The sequence below is a fragment of the Polyangium jinanense genome (assembly GCF_028435365.1).
This window is the reverse complement of sequence record NZ_JAGTJJ010000065.1, coordinates 1-16,648: the sequence shown is the minus strand read 5'-3', so window position 1 is coordinate 16,648 and position 16,648 is coordinate 1. Positions and strand designations below refer to the sequence as shown.

The following is a 16,648-nucleotide window of genomic DNA, read 5'->3' as shown; positions in this document are numbered from 1 at the left end:
CGCCGAGACCACCGGCGCTCCCGCTTCTGTTACCGCTCTCGCCTCCGCTCGTTTGGCGAGGGTAGCCAGACGCTTGGGCGCTCGCTAGCATCGGCCCGCGCAGAGCAAGTTGATGAAGAAGGAACACGTCACGAAGACCGCGCCCCGGTGGTTCGATCCATCCTCGCCGGTGAGCATCGCCATGCGGGACGCGCGTGTGTCCCGCCGCGACGGGCGTGGGCTCATGTCGCTCAGCGAGGCGCGCCGCCTCGTCGAGCCGGCCGAGGTCTTCCGCAAGGGTGAAGGCCGTTCGGCCGGAGGAACGATGGTGTTCGAGAGCGACCGCGTGTGGGCGGCGCTCTTGTCGCTCGAGGACGCGGCCGAGTTCGTGAAGCACGGGCGGCGCATCCGCTGGGAGTTCCAGGTGCGCGGCCGCGACAACACCGCGCTGCACGATCGGTACGGAGACGGGATCCTGCCCTGGATCGAGAGCCGCATCGAAGGCGACGGCGCGCTCGTGAACGTGCCGTGGTGCGTGGTGCCGTGCCTGCTCGCGATCGGGACGCGCGAGGCGCTCGAGGTCGCGCTGCGCGTGCAATCGATCGTGGAGCTCGCGAGCACGGGGAGCGAGATCGAGGCGGAAGAGAGCGATCTCGTGGAGGACGCGTCCACGTCGGACGACGACGGAGACGAGAGCGACGACGAGGACGAGGACGAGGACGACGAGGAAGACGCGGACGATCCGGGCGCGGACGAGGACGAGGACGACGAGCGCGCGCGCGCCGACGCAGCCACGAAGGACGACGGTCTCGACGTGGCGCGGCGGTGGATGACGCGTCACCCGAATGCATACGGTGCGCTCGCGACGCTCGCGGACGAGGGGAACCCGCGCGCGGCGGAGCTCTTGCGAGATCGCGCCGCGGCGCTCGGCGGCGTGGTGCGCGAGGCGATCGAGGCGTCGCTCGGCGAGGAGGCGGCCAAGCGGATCGCCGAGCAGTTCAACCTGCCGCGGACGCGTTTGCCCGAGGAGGTGGAGCGGCTGCTCGCCGAGTCCGAGGCGATCGACGAACCGCGCGGTCCGCTCTGGAGCATCGCGGAGCTCGACGAGGCGGCGCGCAAGTTCGATCTGCCCAGCTGGGACAACGCGAACTACACGACGGCCGCGATGCGGATCACGGGGTACGCGTCGCAGAAGGGCGACGTGCTCGTCATCGAGCAGATCCTGCATCACCCGGGATCGGGCGTGCTCGCGTGCTGGGAGCTCGCGGCGTATGGGCCCGGCGCGGGCAAACGTTCGGGGCGCGACGACGAGCTCATCGACACCGTCCGCGACGAGCTCCAGAGCGTGGAGATCGACGCGGACGACTACGTCGACGGCATCACGAACCAGATCGTCCTGCTCGGCGAGCGCGACGAGAGGGGCCGGCCCACGGCGGGCTCCGACGGTCCGCGCATCGTGCCGCTGCCGCTCCCGTCGGACGACATGATCGTGCACGTCAAGCGCGCGGCCGTGCGGCAAAACGGCGATCCGCTGCGCGCGAGTTACCGCCTGCCGCGCGCGTTCGCGGCGCTGCCCGAGGCCTCGCGCGGAACCCTCAGGCTCGTGACGCCGGCCGAGGCACTCGTCGTGGATCTGTGCCGCCGGCATCGCGACATGATCTTCGCGGCCGATCGTGATCTGCGCGTGGCCGCGGCAATCCCGCAGGGCGCGACGCGGCTCTTCTCGTTCGACGACTTCGAGTACGTCGCCGCGGGCGAGCCGGCCTCGCGATCGATGGACCTCGTGGCGATGGTCGAGGCGCTGCGCGCGCGTCGGAAGATCACGCGTCTCCCGGGCCGGGCGAACGCGCGTCCCGAGTGCTGGATCCCTGGTGCGGCGGAGCTGCGCAGCTACGCGGGCGGCGACGCCTGGGCCGAGGGCGACGATCCGATCGAGCCGGAGACGCCGGCCGCGGGGGTCGGCGTGACGCCGTACTGGAGCCTCACGATCGCGCGCGGTTTTCCGCACGGGGTGTGGCTCCTGCATGGCGCGGCGCAGAACAAGAAGGGGCAGGCGGAGCAGGCGATCCTGCACCTCACGAACGCGTCGTCGCCCGTCGTGCGCCAGTTCTGGCCGCGCAGGACGGCATGCATGTGGGCGCGCGTCGCGGGCCTGGCCGAGCGCAAGTGGGTGACCGGGGATCGCGGCGTGCTCGCGGCCTCGAAGAACGATCGCATGCTGTACGCGGCCGAGGCGCGCAAGCTCGTGGAGAACTTCGTCCTCCGGCCGTGGACCGTGCCTGCACACGTGGGCACGGAGTTCGTGCTCTTGCTGGAGGCGCTCGTCGGCGGGCGCGAGACGATCGAGGCGTTCGTCGCGGCCCTCGGAAAACTCTCGCCGGAGGCGTGGGCGTCGGACAGGGCGGCGCTCGCGAGCGCGATTTTCGAGCTCGGCTTCGTCCTGCGTCGTGTGGAGGGGAAGCGGGGCCCGCTGCGCGAGCGGCTCGCGGCGTCGTGGCGGCCCGGACAAACGGGCGAGGCGCCGCGCATGCTCGACCTCGTGCTGCACGGCCGCGCCGGGGCCGAGCGGAGTGCGCGGTGCGAGCTCGATCTTGCGCACGCCGGGGAAGATCGGACGTGGGTCCGCGACAAACTGCTCGATCGCAGGACGCCTCCGTCCGCGCCCGACGTGCTGCTCGTGTCGCTCGCGGGCGAGGAGATGCTCGGCAAGTACGAGGCGCGGATCCCGAAGGTCGCGGACGCGGCGTGGGTGGGCAGCCAGCTCGCGCGGCTCGCCTCGGCGCGGGTGGTCGGGATGGCGCTCGCGCTCTACGCCGATCGCCCCGAGGCGCGCGCGGCGATCTCGCAGGCCCTCTTCGAGCGGCCGGAGATCCGCGCCGAGATCGAGGCGAACCAGCGTGGCCCCCAAGCCAAGATCGCGCGGGCGCTGCTCACCGCGCTCGACGAGCGGGACGAGCGCGCCTACGCGCGGCGGCAAGGCGCCCAGGACGATGAGCTCGACGACGAGGATGAAGACGAGGACGACGAGGAGGACGAGGACGAGGCGTAGGACTCCCTTACTCGGCCGCCGCGCCGGGGCGCCGCCCCGGACCCTGCGGGGGCTGTTCGCCCCTCGACCCGAACCAGGGCAAGCCCTGGACCTCAGGGGGAAGAACTGCGCGATGCGCAGTTCTTCCCACAGGCCGGTGGCAAGACCAGAGACGGCGTTGCCCATCGAAATGGCAGCGCGGCGGTCTTGATGGGCAGGGTCGCTCGCCAGTCTTGAATCGGCCTGTTCGATGAACTGCGCGATGCGCAGTTCATCGACCCCGAGTCCAGCGCTTGCGCTGGTCCGGGTCCCGGGGCGGATAGCCCCGGGTGGGGCCTGGGGCAACGCCCCAGCGAAGCGTCACTCGACGAGGAACTCCTGCTCCAGCAGGCCGTAGATGGCCGAGTCCGTGAACTTGCCGTTGTGGAACCAGTTCTCGCGCATGAGCGCGTCGCGCTTGAAGCCGAGTTTTTCCAGGACGCGCTGCGAGGCGTGGTTGTCCGGGTCGATGGTCGCCTCGACCCGGTGCAGATCCATCTGCGTGAAGCCGTAGCGGAGGATGGGCCGGAGCGCCTCGACCATGAGGCCCTTGCCCCAGAACGCGGCTGCGAGCTCGTAGCCGATCTCCGCGTGGCGGTGGTTCTTGTCCCAGCGCCAGAACCCGCACGTCCCGGCGAGCTCGCCGCTGTCCTTGAGCGACAGGCCCCAGCGGATGCCCGTGACGTCGCGTTGCGCGTCGAACACGATCCCGAACAGTTTCTCGGTCTCGGCGAGGCTCGCGTGCGCGGGACGGCCGAAGTACTTGACCACCTCGGGGTCGGACTGCATGCGGAAGATCGTCTCCACGTCGGCTGGGACGAGCTCACGCAGGACGAGGCGGGGCGTTTCGAGGGTAGGGAACGGGGTGAAGGAAACCATGAGGGTCGCGGAGCCTCTCACCGTTTCGTGACATCAGCAACGATGCCTCGACGCGTTGCACGATCGCGACGCGCAGTGTTGCACGATTGAAAGTCGGCCCGGAAGAACCCTTCGCCAAATATCCGGATCCACGCTGGAAACGTGTTGGCCCGGTGCGTGCAATATCTACGGGCAGAGCGCCTGCTCCGGCCGCCCCCCCCGCCGTAGAGTAGGCGCTCGTTTTTTTGTTGCCTCGCCACCGGGCGCGCGAGCCCTGCGAAGCGAGATCGGGTCACACTTTCGGGCGCCCCTTCGATCACGTGGAGGATCGGATCGGAAGGAGATGACCATGCGGTGGACCCTCGCGCTTCTCGGCTCGCTTTCGGCATGCACGGCGCTCGGGCCGACGGAAGCGGATCCCCGGCGCGATGCAGGCGAGACCACCGTGCACCCCGAGCCGGTTCGCCCGCTTCCCTCGACGAGCGCTCAGGCTCAGGACAGCGGGCCGGCGAGCCCGTCCCCCGCGCGCCCCCCCGCCGCGGACGCCTTTGCGCAGTACCCCTGGCTCGAAGGGGGAGCCGCGGGCACGCCGGCGCCGGTCGACACGCTCGAGCGGCGGTTCTCACCTCCACCCGGCTTCACCCGCGTGCCCCTCGCCCCGGACGGCTTCGGCGCGTTTCTGCGCACCTTGCCGCTCGCCGCGAAGGGCACGCCGGTGAAGTCCTACCGTGGCGACGAGATTCGCGCGGACGGCCACCCGAATGTCGCCGCGGTCGTGGCCATCGACATCGGCAAGGCGGACCTGCAGCAATGCGCCGACGCGATCATCCGGCTGCATGCGGAGTGGCGCTGGTCGCATGGACACCGCGACCAGGCCTACCGCACGGCGAGCGGCACGAAGCTCGAATTCCAGCGGTACGCCTCGGGCCAGCGGGTGCGCGTGGACGGCAATCGGATCGAGCTCGTCCCGTCGGCGAAGCGCGCCGAGCCGACACACGCGCTCTTCCGGACCTGGCTCGACGACGTGTTTGGCTGGACCAACACCGGCGCCCTCGCGCGGGACGGCGAGCGTGTGGCCCTCGGCGCCTTGCGACCCGGGGATTTTTTCGTGCTGACCGGCGTGCCGTTCGGCCACACGGTCCTGGTCCTCGACATGGCCAAGGACGCGGCCGGGCGCCGCGCGGTCCTGCTCGGCCAGAGCTTCGTCCCGGCGCAGAACGTCCATGTGATTCGCCCCGAGCCTGCCCGTGCGTGGTTCGTGATCGACGAGGCGTCGGGCGCGCTCACGACTCCGTTCTGGGACCCATTCCCGTTCGATTCGATCCGCCGTTTGCCCGAGTAGAACGGCGCCTCCGTCGATCGAGCAGGAGCGCCACGGCCGACGAAAAAGCGAACCATTCATAGGCCGCGCTCGGCTTGCCCATTCGGCATCCGCAAAGCGCAGCCGGCGGCGGCGTCATTGGCGGCGGAGGCGGTGGAGGCGGAGGCGGAGGCGGAGGCGGGGGATCCGGCGGCGGATCCGGCGCGACGGGCTCGGTTTTGCAGGACCGCGGTCGTGCGGCGAGCCAATCGAGCAGGCTGTCGGCTTTCCCTTTCGCGCCGAGCGCCCGCCACTCGCCCGCGTGATCCTTGCCGGGCAAGAGGTCCCACGTCACGTCGCGCGTGCAGGCGGCCACGCGCTCGTGCAGCCCCCGGGCGAGGTGGTGCAGTGGGTTCCGGTCGCCGACCAGGAAATAGGCCGGCGGCGCGCACGTCGGATTCGGCTCCGGCGCGCAAGCGCTGTCTCGCGGCGGAATGCCCCCGCCGACGAACACCACCGCCGCATACCGCGCCCCGAGCCGCGCCCAGTTCCACCCGAGGAACGACGCGCCCCCCGACCAACCCGCGATCCACACCCGATCCGCGTCGATCCCGTAGTCCCGGCCAATCGCGTCGATCTGTGCCTCGATCCATTCTGTCGGATTGCCTTGCGACCATTGCCAGAAGCTTCCGACCCGGCACCCCTCCGCTTTGGGGCACATCGGCGCGAACATCGCCACGCCCCGCGCCGCGGCGGCCGCGACGAACGGCGAGGAATCCCGCTCCACGAGCGGCGTCTTGCCGCCGGGCGCGTCTCCATGAAGCACCACGAGCAGCGGCGCCTTCGTCGCTCCCTCGGGCGGCGGATCAAAGATGCACCCGGCGCAGGGATATCCCACGCGGCGGCGCGGGTTTGCCTCGGCCGCACCCCCAGAGACGGCGACGAACGCGAGCGTGGCGGCGGCGAGGGCGCGGGCCTTCCTCATGCGGTCGGCCGAGGATACCCGATCACTCGCCGTTCAGCTTGTAGAGGTACGCCGCGATGTCCTTCGCTTCCTGTTCGCTCACGCCGAGGGTCGGCATCTTCGTACGGGGATCGAGATCGGTCGGGCGGCGGATCCACTTGATGAGGTTGTCCGGCGTGTTCGGCGCGACGTGCGCGATGTCGCCCCGGTTCGCGAATCCCCACAGCGGATGCGACTCCTTGCCGATCGCCCCCTCGACGCCCGGGATGAGGTGGCAGGCGCCGCACGCGTACTTCTTGATCGCCTCGCGTCCTCGCTCCGCGTCCCCGCCGGCCACCTCGCGCGGTGGAGCCTGCTTCGACTTGCATGCGGCGAACGCCCCAGGGGCGGCGAGCGCGAAGAGGAGCAGGAAAAGCCGATACCGTCGTGACAAAACCACCAGATCTCCCGTGCTCGCCCGGGGCATCCGCAGCGAGGCTCGCCCTCGGTAGGGGCCGCGAGGACGGCCGGCAAGCTAGCACGAAGGGGAAGGGACGGAAGGTGGGCCGTGCTGGTCGATTGAGCATCTGCCAATCCGATGTCCCCTTCGCGCGCGGATGCGGAGAAAGCTGCCATGATTGCCGCATGCTCGACCTCCTCCGCCGCCGCCCTGCGTTCCGGCGCCTCTGGGCGGCTGGTACCATCTCGCTCGTCGGCGACTGGCTCGCGTTCGTCGCCGTGAGCCGGCTGGCGCTCGACCATGGCGGGGGCGCGCTCGCGCTCGTCGGCGTCTTCGCGGCGCACTCCCTCCCGCACGCGTGCCTGTCGCCCATCGCGGGGTTCGTTGCCGACCGGTTCGACAGGCGGCGCCTGCTCGTCGGCATCCCGCTCGTCCAGGCTGCCTTCACGCTCGCCATGGCGCTCGCGGCCGCGCGGGGCGAGCTCGTGGCGCTGCAGTCGCTCGTGCTCGTGCGCTCCGCGTTCACGGCCTTCATGGTCCCGGCAGAAACAGCGGCGCTCCGCCACACGGTCGAGCCGCCGGAGCTCCTCCGGGCGAACGCCATCGTCTCCGGGACCTGGAGCGTCACGTTCGTCGCGGGCATGGCGCTCGGCGGATTGCTCGCCGCGCTGGGTCCCGTGCCCGCGATCCTCGTGGACTCCGTCTCCTTCTTCCTCGCCGCCTCGCTTGCGGCGGGGCTGCCCTCCATGAAGCCCGAGGGCGCCGGACAGCCGCAGTCCGCCGGCGTCTGGGGCCTCGTGCGGGCCGTACCGCGGGATCTCTGGGCGGCGTTCGAGCATGCGCGCGCGCAGCCGGCGCTTTTCCGGGCCGTTTTCTCGAAGGTGCCCGCGGCGCTCGCGGGCGGCATGGGCTGGGTCACGCTGAACCTCGTCGCGGATCAGGTGGCGCCGTTCGGCGCGGCGGCCATTTCGCTCGGCATCTTGCAATCCGTGCGCGGGGCGGGGACGGGGCTCGGCCCGCTCGGTATCTCGCTCTTCACGCGGGGCAACGATCCGGGGCGAGGACTCGAACACGCGGCGGCGCTCACCACGTTCGTGGGCATCGTTACCTTCTCCCTGGTGCAGCCTTGGCCTGCGCTCCTGCTCGTCACCGTGCTCGTCTGGGGGATGGGCGGCGGGAGCAACTGGGTGCTCACGAGCGCGTCCCTCCAGCGCCTTGCGCCGGATGCGATGATCGGCCGCCTGTCGAGCATCGACGACCTCACGACCACCACGACGATGGTGGTGGGCGCGCTCCTCGCGGCGTTCCTGTACCAGGCCTCCTTCTCGCTCCAGGCGATCGGGGCCATGGCGGCGGGGGCGGGGCTCGTCGCCTGGATCGCGCTCTCGCTCCGGCGGGCGGAGGCCCCGCTTTCCCTGGGAAAAACCGCCCTCGAGCGAGGCTAGTTCGGCGGACGTGCGGGCCGCTCCGTCGCCAGGAACTTGAACCGGCCATAAAGCGTCGGCCCGCGCAGGTCCGACTCGCTCATGGCGAGGATGCCCATGCCGATGTCCTCGAAAAGGAGGACGACGCCGAGCCAGCCCGAGAAGTAGAGCATTCCGTGCGACAGGCGGTGCTCGCGCAGCCGGACCAGCTTCATCTCCAGGACGCGGAGCGGCCTGCGCGCCATCTGCTCGGCCATGGGCACGAGCGCGCCGAGGAGCGGCTGCTCGTCGATGCGGACGCCCTTCGTGAGGAAGCGGAGTTTCGTGCCGAGCTGCAGGAAAAACGCGTCCATCACGTGACCGAAGTCGTCCGTGCGGACCAGTTTGTCCTTCACCTCCGACACGAGGGCGCGGAGCTCCTCGGCATCGGGGTCCGGAGGGGGGGCCGGGCGTCCGGACGAACCCCGAGGGGAGGGGATTTGCGACGGGGGACGACGGGGGGGACGGGGAGGTTTCATGGTGCTCGTCTACAGGATCGGGTTTTACTGGAACGGACCTCGTCCAGCGCCACGCGCGGCGACATCGAGGCTCGTGCCCGTCCATCGACCGGAGCTTTACCCCAGTTGCGAACTTTCGTGATTTTTTTTCGAACGGGTTCGCTCGATTTCGAAGTTCCGCGGAAAAACCTGGCGCATGTGCCACATGTTTGGCACGAAGAACAGCGCCGCTCCCCGGAGGGGAACGGGCGGCAGGCGGCGCCGGGGTTCTTCCGGACCGCTCGTGATGCGCGCCCTCGGCCGGCGACCGGGCTCGCTGCGGAGGACGTTCCCCCAAGAGCCGGACTTCTGGTACCCTGCGCGCCCACATGGACAGCGCCCCCCCGAGCCTCGCGACCCAGATCGCGCGACAGCGCGTGGGGCGCGTGCTCCGCGACAAGTGGCGCCTCGAGGGCGTGCTCGGCACGGGCGGGTTCGGCGCGGTCTACGCCGCGACCCATCGCACCGGCAAGCGCGTCGCCATCAAGATCATCCATCCCGAGCTCAACGCGATCGCCGACGCCCGCGACCGCTTCCTGCGCGAGGCCTACGCCGTCAACGCCGTGAGCCACCCGGGCATGGTCTCCATCCTCGACGACGATGTCGACGAGGACGGCTGCGTGTTCCTCGTGATGGAGCTGCTCGACGGCGAGACCCTCGAAGCGCGGAGGCTCCGCAGCGGCGGCAGCCTCGACTTCGACGACGTGCTCTCCATGGCCGACCCGATCCTCGACGTGCTCGCCGCGGCCCACGAGAAGGGCGTCGTGCACCGCGATCTCAAGCCCGAGAACGTCTTCCTCCTCCGCACGGGCCAGATCAAGCTGCTCGATTTCGGCGTGGCCAAGCTCCGCGAGGCGCCCCGCGGCAAGGCGCTCACCGTGAACGGCATCGTGATCGGCACGCCCGCGTTCATGCCGCCCGAGCAGGCCCGCGGGCAGTGGCAGAACGTCGACGAGCGCTCCGATCTCTACTCGGTCGGCGCAACTCTGTTCACCTTGCTCACGGGCCAGTTCGTTCACGGCAACCTCACGCCGCAGGAGTCGCTCGTCGCCGCCGTGACGACGCCGGCGCCCTCCCTCGCGACGATCTCACCCGGCGCACCTCGCGCCCTCGTCGAGCTCCTCGCCCGCGCGCTCGCCTTCGAACGAAAGGATCGTTTCCAGACCGCGCGCGAGATGCAGGCCGCCGTGCGCGAGGTCTACCACGAGCTCTCCGGCGGGCTCGCCACCACGGCGCCCCGCGAGGCCGCCCGCGTGCCTTCGCACGAAGACGAGGAGACGACACAGACCGGGAGCGACGACGAGCCCACAGCAGTCCTCTCGAGAATGCCGCACCTCGCACTCGCGCGGCGTCTCCCCTCGACGACGGCGCTGAGCCCGAAGCTCGTCTCGCCGGACGGCGAGCCAACGATCGTCGAAGCGTCGCCGTCCGTGACGCTGAAGCGCAGCGTGAGCGGGCTCGTCGGGCCCGAGTCGCGGGGGCAACGTCTGGCGTCGATCTTCGACTCGGCCGATTTCGGAGATCAATCCGAGCTCGCAGCAGACATCGCCAAGGCGACGGCCGAGCTCAATACCTCGGCGGAGGCCGCAGCGGCGCAGAAGGCAGTCGCGGGTCCCGATCCCGAGGAGGCCACGATCCCCAACCTGAAGGAAGAGCCGGGGAAGCCGGCCGCTCGGAAGAAAACGCCCGAAAAGGCGCTGGCCCGAGGTCCTTCCCGGACGTGGATCTACGTGGTGCTCGTGGTCCTCGTCGTGGGCGCCATCGTGGCGTTTGCCCTGCTGCGCGCGAAGCCGCGGCGGGCCACGGCACCCCCCGGGCCGGGAGCGGCGACGCGCATCGAAGCTTGCTATGCTGCGGCGTGGGTTGGCTCGTCGCCTTCGGGCTCGTCGCGTTCGTCGTGGTCGTGATCGTTTCGGTGGAGAGGACGCGCCGGCTGCTCGTCGTCGAAGCAGAAGGTGGAAGGGTCGCGCGGCTCTCGGGCCGAGCGCCGGCCGAGCTCGCCGCCGACATCGAAGACGTCCTCGGTCGATCCCGCGCAACGGGGACGATCGTGCTCCGGCTCCAGGGCGGACGTGTCGTGGTCCGCACCGAAAAAGGGATCGACGAGACCACGGCGCAAAGGCTCCGCAACGTGGTCGGACGGTTCCCCGTCGCCCGCCTGCGCACGGCCCGGCGCGTGAAGCGCAGCGGGGCTCGCTAGGGGCCGTAGCGCCGGGGTTTCACCCCGGACCCGAGCAGGGGCTATCCGCCCCTGCACCCGGACCAGGCACGGCCTGGACCGAAAACGGAGAAACCGCGCAGTGCGCGGTTTCTCCGACGGGCCCGTGGCAAGACCACGAACCACGTTGCCAGCCGAGACGGCGGCGCTGTCGTATCTGGTAGCGACGTTTTCCCTGTCGACAGCGCGCATCGCGCGCTGTCGCCCCGGGTCCAGCGCTTGCGCTGGTCCGGGTCCAGGGGTGGACAACCCCTGGTCTGGGTCCGGGGTGAAACCCCGGCGCTACGCTTTCAGGCCTTCGCGAGGAACGACTTGACCTGCTCCTCGATCACCTTGCCGGGCACCACGAAGGGCTTATCCGTGATGTCCACGGCGAACGACTGGCCCGTGATCGTGTAGACGCCTGTCACCTTGCCGGCCGGCGTCGGGACCGAGAAGTCACCCTTCTTCTCGTCGCCGCCGAACTTGCCGCCGGCCTTCTCGATCGCGCCCTTCGCCTTCGCGATGATGTCGACTGCGGCGCCGGGGAAATTGACCGAAAAACTGTGCTTTGCCATGTCGTATACCCCTCTGGTTGTGCGCCGCGTGGAGCGTTCTCTCCCTCACGGCTTTAGGCGACCCTAATCCGTTCCCGTGACGAAATCCAGCCCGAACTCCCCGGCTTATTGAAGTGCATCGATAAGATGCCTAGGCCTGCGGGCGCGGCTGGCTTCGCTTTTTCTCGGCCTCGAACGTCTCTTCGAGCTTCCCACTGCCGCTATCCACGACCTCGCGCTCGTACCAGGGCCGCGTTGCCCGCTCTCGGAACCTGTAGATGAGCCACGCTCCGATGAGCAGCGGTACCACGCTCCAGGCGAGGTCGTGGACCGTCAGGTGACCACCGATCGTCGTGGTCGAAGCGAAAGGCCCCTCGACGAGCCGCACCGGCACGATCTGTCCCTCGTGCATCCAGGCGAAATCCTCCGGCTCCACCTCGTCGTCGACCGAGACCCCGTCCCGCGGCGTGAGCCATACCCTGTAATGGTGCGTCACGGTGTCATCGCCCTTCGTGACGTAATGGTCGAGCTTGCTGATGGTGGCCGTCGTGTCCGTGCCCGCCCAGCGTCGCACGTGATAGCCGAGGAAGATGACGTGGAACGAGATCGCGGCGAGCAGGATCCACCCCGCCCAGCGCTCGTGGAAGCGTGCACGATCGTGGAAACGCTCACCGAGCGGCTGCGACGAGAGCAGCATACGTCCGCTGCGCGGCGGCCGGAGCACGAATCCCTCGCGCCCCGATCGATATCCCGCCCCCGGCTGTGACTCCGGATCCGGGGCGCGCGAGAGCACGCCCGAAGCGTACACGCGTTCGCCGGGCGTGAGCTCGGCGTAACGCATGCGTGACTTCAGGTCGACGCGGACGAGCCCGTCCATCTCGTCCACGAGGAACACGTCGTCCCGCGGCTCGACCCGCACGCGCTCGCCTGACGCGAGGCGCAGATAGAATGGCGCGACCATGACGCGCCGACTCTTTTCCGTCCACTTGTGCGACCACACGCCGGAGCTCTCGGACTCCTCGCCGTGTTGATCCACCTCGACGCGGACCGTGGTCTCCGACCCCTCGGCTCGCTCGACCTTGCCGAAGACCATCGCCTCGCCCACGACGAGCTGCTTCTCGCCGTCGAACGAGGCCTCGGCGGCCCGCGCCTCCGCGCGCTTGCGGGCCCGCGCGAGCAGCGCGGCGCCGAAAAGCGCGAGGAAGCCCAGCGTACCCACCCCGTCGACGAGAAACGACGAGAACAGGGGGCCGAGGTGGTTCTCCGACATGAGATCCGACATGGCAGCGACTCTACCACACGCGCGGGCTGTACCGGTGCGTTCAGAGCCTCGCTGCGCCCCAAACCCCTTGACACCGGCCACCTCGGGGAGTTTGCTCCTCGCTCGCCTCCGAGGCGGCCCGCGGGGGGCACGTCGGGGGGCGAGACATTCGCGGAGGAAATCGCAATGGTCTACGTGCCGCCCAACCAAGAAGGCTCCAAGGTCTCGTTCAAGTCCCGCTATGGGAATTACATCGGCGGCGAGTGGGTCGCCCCGGTGAAGGGGGAGCATTTCGAGGACATCTCCCCGGTGACCGGCCGTCCGTTCTGCGAGATTCCGCGTTCCTCCGCGGAGGACATCGACAAGGCGCTCGACGCCGCGCACGCCGCGCGCGCCGCCTGGGGTCGCACCTCGCCGACCGAGCGCGCGAACATCCTGAACAAGATCGCCGACCGCATGGAGCAGAACCTCGAGAAGCTCGCGGTCGCCGAGACGTGGGACAACGGCAAGCCCGTGCGCGAGACGCTCGCGGCCGACCTGCCGCTCGCCATCGACCATTTCCGTTATTTCGCGGGCTGTATTCGGGGCTCGGAGGGCACGATCGGCCAGATCGATGATACCACCGTCGCGTACCATTTCCCCGAGCCGCTCGGCGTCGTCGGTCAGATCATCCCCTGGAACTTCCCGCTGCTCATGGCTGCGTGGAAGCTCGCGCCCGCGCTTGCCGCCGGCAATTGCGTCGTCTTGAAGCCTGCCGAGCAAACGCCGGCCACGATCCTGCTGTGGGCCGAAATCGTTGGTGATCTCCTGCCGCCGGGCGTCGTGAACATCGTGAACGGCTTCGGCTTCGAGGCCGGCAAGCCGCTCGCGTCGAGCCCGCGCATCGCGAAGATCGCGTTCACCGGCGAGACCACGACGGGCCGGCTCATCATGCAATATGCCTCGGAGAACCTGATCCCGGTCACGCTGGAGCTCGGCGGCAAGTCGCCGAACATCTTCTTCGAGGATGTTTTCGCGCAGAACGACGATTTCGCCGACAAGGTGCTCGAGGGTTTTGCCATGTTCGCCCTGAACCAGGGCGAGGTCTGCACCTGCCCCTCGCGCGCGCTCGTGGGCGAGAAGATCTACCGCCAGTTCATCGAGCGGGCCGTCGAGCGGACGAAGAAGATCAAGCAGGGCAATCCCCTCGATCCGACGACGATGATCGGCGCGCAGGCGTCGAGTGATCAGCTCGAAAAGATCCTCTCCTACATCGACATCGGCAAGAAGGAGGGCGCGAAGCTCCTCCTCGGCGGCGAGCGCGTGCGCCTCGGCGGCGATCTCGACAATGGGTACTACGTCTCGCCGACGATCTTCGAGGGAACGAACCGTATGCGTATCTTCCAGGAGGAGATCTTCGGGCCGGTCGTGAGCGTCACGTCGTTCAAGGACGAGGCCGAGGCGCTCTCGGTCGCGAACGACACGCTTTATGGTCTCGGTGCCGGCGTGTGGACGCGCGACATCAACACGGCGTATCGCATGGGCCGCGCGATTCAGGCGGGCCGCGTGTGGACGAACTGCTACCACCTCTATCCGGCGCACGCGGCGTTCGGCGGGTACAAGCAATCGGGCATCGGGCGCGAGACGCACAAGATGATGCTCTCGCATTACCAGCAGACGAAGAACCTGCTCGTCAGCTATAGCCCGAAGGCGCTGGGGTTCTTCTGATGGAACCCACGGTCCCGCCGCGCGTCACGGCCACGGAGGCGGCGATCGCCCTCATCCGTCGGCTCGTGGCGCGCCACGGCCCGCTCATGTTCCACCAATCGGGGGGCTGCTGCGACGGCAGCGCCCCGATGTGTTACCCGCGTGGTGAGTTCAAGGTGGGCGAGCGGGACGTCTTGCTCGGCGAGATCGAGGGCTGCCCCGTGTACATCGGCGGCGCGCAGTTCGAGCTGTGGAAACACACGCAGCTCGTGATTGACGCCGTCCCGGGCCGCGGGGCCGGTTTTTCGATCGAGTCCCCCGAGGGCATGCGATTCCTCACGCGATCGAATGTCTTCGGCGGGGACGAGCTCTGCGCGCTCGACGCCGCCGGCGTCAAGCGCGGCCCGCAAGGCTGAGCGTGGCATAACGCTCGAAGAGCGCCCGCAGCCGGTCCGCCTCCGTGCGGAACGGTTTTCCCCCCTCGAAAAGCCCCTCCACAGCCCTGTCGAGCCCATCGTGGGCCCGCGCGAGCTCCTCCGGCATCCTCCGCGGATCGTAAAGCTCGCCGAGGCTCTTGCCCGGGAACGTCTCTCGTACCGCGAGCACCTCGCGCGCGGCCTCCTCCACGCGACGACGCCCCTTGGCGTCCGGTGTGGGGAAGGGGAACGTGCAATATGTCAGGTGCGGCGCGATGCTGATGTCGCTCTTCATGCGCCCGGCCACGGCCCGCACCCAGGCCATGAACATGCTCGATTGCAGCATCCCGAAGACCCAGTCGTCCGCGCCCGGAAACGTGATCAACTTGTTGCCGGCGATGACGTCCGGATCGACGAACGCCGCGGGGATCACGCGGCGGTTCTCGGACGAGACCTCGGGGAGCGCGAGGTAGCGGAAAGAGGGCTGCCGGATCTGCGTGAAGAGCCACGGTTTGTCCGCGAGATCCCGTACCGACGGCGTGCGCGAGGCGAGGCGCACGCGACGCACGGCCTCGATACGCTTTTGCAGCACGGGTGACGCCGCAATTTCCTCGGGGCGTACGCCTTCGAGCCATAGGCAATGGCGCGGCTCGTCCCAGAGAAACTCGGATGCCTGCAGATACCGGCGCACGTACCGCCGGGCCACGGGATCGGCCATCACGGCGGCGTGATCCGCGGGCTCGACGACGAGGTGCCCTCCATCGGTCGGCTGGCTGCCCTTCGTGCCCGCGGGATAGCCGGATCCGAGCGGGGTTTTTCGTTTCCGCGGCACGACGTCCGGCCCGTCGGCGAGAAAGACGTTGATGTTCTTCGCCGCCCGCTCCACGGGCTCGCCTCGCGGATCGGGATAATCGAAGATCCGGCGCGGTGACGATTTTCCGCGAGAGAACCCGATCACGACCACGTGGACGTTTGCTTTCCCTTTCGCGTCGCTCGCCCAGTGGAACGTCCGGTGCGCGAAATCGATCCGATACCCGTACCGGCGGAGCAAGGGGCCGAGGCTTCGCGCCTGTTCGCCCTGGGTGAGCGAGTTCGTGGCGACGAACGCGAACCGGACGGGGTGGCGTTCGCGGTACGTCATCGCGCGGGCGATGAACGCCGCCGCATAATCGAGCCTGCCGGCGTGGAGCCCGCGCGTGTCGAGTTGTTCGAATGCGAGGCGGCGATCCTCCTGCTGCTCGGCGCTCATCCAGGCCATGCCCACGAATGGCGGGTTTCCGAAGACGAACGACGCTCGCCCGGCTGGTAAAACATCATTCCAGTCGATCCGCAGCGCATTGCCGACCGTGATGCGCGGCGCGACGCCGCTCGGCCCCACGAATTCGAGCTCGCCGGCCTCGGCCTCACGCTCCAGCGCGATCTTCGCGGCATTCGCGGCGCGCTCGTCGATCTCGATCCCGCAGAACTGGTCGAGCCGCACGCGGCGCGGCAGGACCGTGCCCCGGGCGCGCAGGCGAACGAGGGCCTCGATCTCGAGCCTGCGTATTTCCCGGTAAGCCACCACGAGAAAATTCCCCGCGCCGCACGAGGGATCGAGGAAGCGCAGGCCGAGGAGCCGCTCGACGAAGGCGCGGAGCGCGACGGCCGTGCTCGCCGCGGCGAGCGACGCTTCGAGCACGTCGAGGAAAAGCGGCCGGATCGTGCGGAGGATGAACGCCTCGTTCGTGTAATGCACGCCGAGCTGCCGGCGCTCGGCGGCGCTGATCGTCTCCTCCACGCGCTCGGGCGCTCCGGTCACGGGCCCCATGATGTTCGTGTCCTCCCGTGCGTCAAGGCACCTGAGATACCGGGACCCCCACGCAAGAAAAATCGTCAGTCCGTAACCGACGCAGCGGCGAGCTGCGGCGTGAAGGGTCGACGGTTTTTCGCGACGCTGTAGACCGCACCGAGCAGCTTGCGCATGG

Annotated in this window: 14 protein-coding genes; 7 read left to right on the top strand and 7 right to left on the bottom strand. The window is 69.3% G+C overall.

What is annotated here, in order from left to right:
* Window positions 1-112: 112 nt before the first annotated feature.
* Window positions 113-3,028 (top strand): DUF7003 family protein, encoded by a 2,916-nt coding sequence (locus tag KEG57_RS47050; RefSeq protein ID WP_272459731.1) that lies wholly within the window; start codon window positions 113-115, stop codon window positions 3,026-3,028.
* A gap of 339 nt (window positions 3,029-3,367) precedes the next feature.
* On the opposite strand, the gene KEG57_RS47045 is transcribed toward KEG57_RS47050, so the two are convergent.
* A complete protein-coding gene (locus KEG57_RS47045; protein ID WP_272423427.1) occupies window positions 3,368-3,925 on the bottom strand; it encodes a GNAT family N-acetyltransferase in 558 nt (185 codons plus the stop codon).
* 328 nt (window positions 3,926-4,253) lie between these two features.
* Here KEG57_RS47045 and KEG57_RS47040 point away from each other — a divergent pair, with 328 nt between their 5' ends.
* Window positions 4,254-5,246, top strand: coding sequence for a DUF4846 domain-containing protein (locus KEG57_RS47040; protein ID WP_272423428.1), 993 nt, complete (start codon window positions 4,254-4,256; stop codon window positions 5,244-5,246).
* Here KEG57_RS47040 and KEG57_RS47035 read toward each other — a convergent pair.
* Window positions 5,188-6,189, bottom strand: coding sequence for an alpha/beta hydrolase family protein (locus KEG57_RS47035; protein ID WP_272423429.1), 1,002 nt, complete (start codon window positions 6,187-6,189; stop codon window positions 5,188-5,190). The genes KEG57_RS47040 and KEG57_RS47035 overlap by 59 nt on opposite strands.
* Before the next feature lie 22 nt (window positions 6,190-6,211).
* Entirely contained in the window at window positions 6,212-6,607 is a 396-nt protein-coding gene (locus KEG57_RS47030; RefSeq protein ID WP_272423430.1) for a c-type cytochrome, read from the bottom strand.
* 185 nt (window positions 6,608-6,792) lie between these two features.
* On the opposite strand from KEG57_RS47030, the gene KEG57_RS47025 reads away from it, so the two are divergent.
* On the top strand, window positions 6,793-8,052 hold the full coding sequence (locus tag KEG57_RS47025) for an MFS transporter (RefSeq protein ID WP_272423431.1): 1,260 nt from the start codon (window positions 6,793-6,795) through the stop codon (window positions 8,050-8,052).
* Here KEG57_RS47025 and KEG57_RS47020 read toward each other — a convergent pair.
* A complete protein-coding gene (locus tag KEG57_RS47020; RefSeq protein WP_272423432.1) occupies window positions 8,049-8,435 on the bottom strand; it encodes a hypothetical protein in 387 nt (128 codons plus the stop codon). The two genes, KEG57_RS47025 and KEG57_RS47020, sit on opposite strands and share 4 nt — an antisense overlap.
* A 461-nt stretch (window positions 8,436-8,896) precedes the next feature.
* Here KEG57_RS47020 and KEG57_RS47015 point away from each other — a divergent pair, with 461 nt between their 5' ends.
* Window positions 8,897-10,474 (top strand): serine/threonine-protein kinase, encoded by a 1,578-nt coding sequence (locus KEG57_RS47015; RefSeq protein WP_272423433.1) that lies wholly within the window; start codon window positions 8,897-8,899, stop codon window positions 10,472-10,474.
* Window positions 10,426-10,767, top strand: a complete 342-nt coding sequence (locus KEG57_RS47010; RefSeq protein WP_272423434.1) for a DUF3634 family protein — start codon at window positions 10,426-10,428, stop codon at window positions 10,765-10,767. The genes KEG57_RS47015 and KEG57_RS47010 overlap by 49 nt, the downstream gene beginning before the upstream one ends.
* Before the next feature lie 308 nt (window positions 10,768-11,075).
* Here the strand turns inward: KEG57_RS47010 and KEG57_RS47005 are convergent, their stop codons facing one another.
* Both KEG57_RS47005 and KEG57_RS47000 read right to left on the bottom strand, forming a co-directional pair.
* Window positions 11,076-11,342 (bottom strand): hypothetical protein, encoded by a 267-nt coding sequence (locus KEG57_RS47005; protein WP_272423435.1) that lies wholly within the window; start codon window positions 11,340-11,342, stop codon window positions 11,076-11,078.
* Between the two features lie 130 nt (window positions 11,343-11,472).
* Entirely contained in the window at window positions 11,473-12,603 is a 1,131-nt protein-coding gene (locus KEG57_RS47000; RefSeq protein WP_272423436.1) for a hypothetical protein, read from the bottom strand.
* 165 nt (window positions 12,604-12,768) lie between these two features.
* Here KEG57_RS47000 and adh point away from each other — a divergent pair, with 165 nt between their 5' ends.
* Both adh and KEG57_RS46990 read left to right on the top strand, forming a co-directional pair.
* Entirely contained in the window at window positions 12,769-14,289 is a 1,521-nt protein-coding gene (gene adh / locus KEG57_RS46995) for an aldehyde dehydrogenase (RefSeq protein WP_272423437.1), read from the top strand.
* Window positions 14,289-14,684 (top strand): DUF779 domain-containing protein, encoded by a 396-nt coding sequence (locus tag KEG57_RS46990; protein WP_272423438.1) that lies wholly within the window; start codon window positions 14,289-14,291, stop codon window positions 14,682-14,684. The genes adh and KEG57_RS46990 overlap by 1 nt, the downstream gene beginning before the upstream one ends.
* Here KEG57_RS46990 and KEG57_RS46985 read toward each other — a convergent pair.
* Window positions 14,662-16,491: a DNA methyltransferase gene (locus KEG57_RS46985; protein WP_272423439.1), complete on the bottom strand. Its 1,830-nt coding sequence runs from the start codon at window positions 16,489-16,491 to the stop codon at window positions 14,662-14,664. The two genes, KEG57_RS46990 and KEG57_RS46985, sit on opposite strands and share 23 nt — an antisense overlap.
* Window positions 16,492-16,648 lie beyond the last annotated feature (157 nt).

What these genes read in the sequence shown, in the direction of transcription:
- KEG57_RS47050 (WP_272459731.1), top strand. Translation starts at nt 113, where the DNA reads ATGAAGAAGGAACACGTCACGAAGACCGCGCCCCGGTGGTTCGATCCA.
- KEG57_RS47045 (WP_272423427.1), bottom strand. Translation starts at nt 3,925, where the DNA reads ATGGTTTCCTTCACCCCGTTCCCTACCCTCGAAACGCCCCGCCTCGTC.
- KEG57_RS47040 (WP_272423428.1), top strand. Translation starts at nt 4,254, where the DNA reads ATGCGGTGGACCCTCGCGCTTCTCGGCTCGCTTTCGGCATGCACGGCG.
- KEG57_RS47035 (WP_272423429.1), bottom strand. Translation starts at nt 6,189, where the DNA reads ATGAGGAAGGCCCGCGCCCTCGCCGCCGCCACGCTCGCGTTCGTCGCC.
- KEG57_RS47025 (WP_272423431.1), top strand. Translation starts at nt 6,793, where the DNA reads ATGCTCGACCTCCTCCGCCGCCGCCCTGCGTTCCGGCGCCTCTGGGCG.
- KEG57_RS47015 (WP_272423433.1), top strand. Translation starts at nt 8,897, where the DNA reads ATGGACAGCGCCCCCCCGAGCCTCGCGACCCAGATCGCGCGACAGCGC.
- KEG57_RS47005 (WP_272423435.1), bottom strand. Translation starts at nt 11,342, where the DNA reads ATGGCAAAGCACAGTTTTTCGGTCAATTTCCCCGGCGCCGCAGTCGAC.
- KEG57_RS47000 (WP_272423436.1), bottom strand. Translation starts at nt 12,603, where the DNA reads ATGTCGGATCTCATGTCGGAGAACCACCTCGGCCCCCTGTTCTCGTCG.
- adh (WP_272423437.1), top strand. Translation starts at nt 12,769, where the DNA reads ATGGTCTACGTGCCGCCCAACCAAGAAGGCTCCAAGGTCTCGTTCAAG.
- KEG57_RS46990 (WP_272423438.1), top strand. Translation starts at nt 14,289, where the DNA reads ATGGAACCCACGGTCCCGCCGCGCGTCACGGCCACGGAGGCGGCGATC.
- KEG57_RS46985 (WP_272423439.1), bottom strand. Translation starts at nt 16,491, where the DNA reads ATGGGGCCCGTGACCGGAGCGCCCGAGCGCGTGGAGGAGACGATCAGC.